The organism is Bacillus sp. HMSC036E02, assembly GCF_001836235.1.
GTDB lineage: Bacteria > Bacillota > Bacilli > Bacillales > Bacillaceae_G > Bacillus_A > Bacillus_A cereus.
Window position 1 is genome coordinate 1 of record NZ_KV827795.1, and the last position, 2,189, is coordinate 2,189.

Genomic DNA, 2,189 nt, shown 5'->3' on the forward strand with positions numbered 1-2,189 from the left:
GGGGATTTTTAATGAAATTAGGAAAATTAGCATTAGTTGGAGTATTAACATTTGGTGGATTTACTGCAGTAGAAATGATTAAACCTACTTCACAAGCCGCAGCAGCTTATGAAGAACCATATTCTGATCCATATAATGATAGTTGGGGATTTTCATCACCAAATAATTTTGAATATCTATCCAAATTTCCAAATGCACACATGGTTAAAAAATCATATAGAACTGGAGATATCTTAAATTACTCTCTTAGCTCAATAAAAGATGACTCAGGAGCTGTTATGAAGATTTTTAAAGTTGAAGCTGGGAAAAAACCTGTACGCTATAGAACAATTTATCCTCAATTTGATGCTAATTACCAAAACCCTACTTGGTCAACTGTGATTACAGATGTATATACTCCTGGTAGCTATATTGCTGTTATAAAACATGTCAATGATTCAATAGGTTACGGCGTAAGTGATTGGTTTACAATTAATAAATAATAACAATTATCCTTGTAAACACCATCTTTATTGTAATGATATAGTGGTTCAAGTCACAGGAAGGCACCTTTGGGGTGCCTTTTTATTTATGGATTTTTTTAGAAAATATTTGAAATATAATACAGTGGATTATATTATTATGTGTGTATGATTTCTGGTTTTAAAACTTACAAAAATTAATAGGGGGAAACAATAATGAAGTTAGGAAAATTAGCATTAATTGGTGCGTTAACTTTTAGCGGTTTTACTGCAATAGAAATGAGTAAGCCTACCTCACAAGCAGCTGCAGCTTACTCAGATCCACTTAATGATGATTGGGGATTTAAAACCATTGTGGATTTACAAAATTCAGAGGAAAGTACATATCAACCAGATTGGAAGATTAAGAATTTAATAACTGGTGATACATTTTACTTAACACAGCACTTTGGTAGAGAACATTTTGGTGCGCAAATGAAAATTTTTAAAATCCACACAAATGGTACCCTAGAACGATTCCAAACAATAGAACCGGAATTTATTCCTGGAACAGAAATTTGGCAAACCCCTATCACAGATAGCTATACAAGTGGTACTTATGTGGCTGCAATTAAATATCGTGGTGAATTCACGTATTCAAATCTATTTACAATCAATTAGGGATGTAATAAATTGAAAAAAGGCACCTTTGCGTATCTTTTCTTTTGTACATTATATCTATTACGTGCTCATTGATTTTTTATGTACATTTGATATAATTGCTGTAGTAGTATTACAGTAATAGCTTGTGTATATAATAAAAGAAGAGATGCGCTAACATCTCTTCTAATAACTGCTACCGTCAGGGTGGTGGTTATATCATTTATTTTTTACGAAACCCACCCTTTTGCTTTGGACGGCGACGAGGAGTGGGTTTTTTGTTATCTTTTTCTAAAATTTGTTTCCTAAAAACATACGCAGAAACTTCACGTACAATGGCTTTCACAAATTCTTTTAGAAGCTCAAACAAAAACTCCATAGGTATATCACCCCCTTTCCTTCCAAATGGAAAGAAGGGATAACCAATCACCCTCACAATATACAGTTAATCCTATTCTATCATACTAGTACAATCTCACCAATATAAAAAAGACCACCATTACTGGCAGTCCTTTTTGGGTAGTTTTAGAAATTAAATTATAACATATTAATATACAAATTATAAATATGTTTTTCCCAAAGGTACTATGAGTTTTTATAATTCTTAATTTCTAAATTTTCATTGCATGATAAATTTTCCTATAAGGATTAACAAATAACATTAAAATTATCAATTGATTAGATTATTAGAAAAAACTGGTTATCTATATAAGTATTTGGTAAAATATAGATATAATTTAAGAGGATAAAGTTAATATAGACCAACTAAGTAATGGTAAGAAAATGTTTTATTGCATAAAAAAAGGCTCCAGTAATGGAGCACTCAAAATAAATAAACGAATTAAAACAAGAAACAGACAATTTAACTATATAGATAAAATATAAATAAATCTATATATAAGTAAAAACTCTATTTATTGATGCTATAATAGGTTTACTCGATGATTGTTATATTTTTTATGGTTTTCAAGCAATACAATACCTTCTTAACACCAAGTTTACCAGTAAAAGAAGACATCTTAATCGATGTCTTCTTTTCTTATATAATAACAACATAATAAAATTAAGATGGTTCAAGTCGGAGGAAGG

At 30.2% G+C, this 2,189-nt stretch carries 3 protein-coding genes; 2 read left to right on the forward strand and 1 reads right to left on the reverse strand.

Annotation, left to right across the window (positions count from 1 at the left end):
• Together HMPREF2590_RS00165 and HMPREF2590_RS00170 are read left to right on the forward strand one after the other, a co-directional pair.
• A partial coding sequence (locus HMPREF2590_RS00165) for a DUF5065 family protein (RefSeq protein WP_256324896.1) occupies positions 1–482 on the forward strand: 482 nt, incomplete at its 5' end.
• 195 nt (positions 483–677) lie between these two features.
• The gene (locus HMPREF2590_RS00170) at positions 678–1,121 is read left to right on the forward strand and encodes a DUF5065 family protein (protein ID WP_000765891.1); all 444 of its coding nucleotides are present in this window, start codon (positions 678–680) and stop codon (positions 1,119–1,121) included.
• 202 nt (positions 1,122–1,323) lie between these two features.
• On the opposite strand, the gene HMPREF2590_RS30220 is transcribed toward HMPREF2590_RS00170, so the two are convergent.
• Positions 1,324–1,479: a hypothetical protein gene (locus tag HMPREF2590_RS30220; protein ID WP_000394762.1), complete on the reverse strand. Its 156-nt coding sequence runs from the start codon at positions 1,477–1,479 to the stop codon at positions 1,324–1,326.
• Positions 1,480–2,189 lie beyond the last annotated feature (710 nt).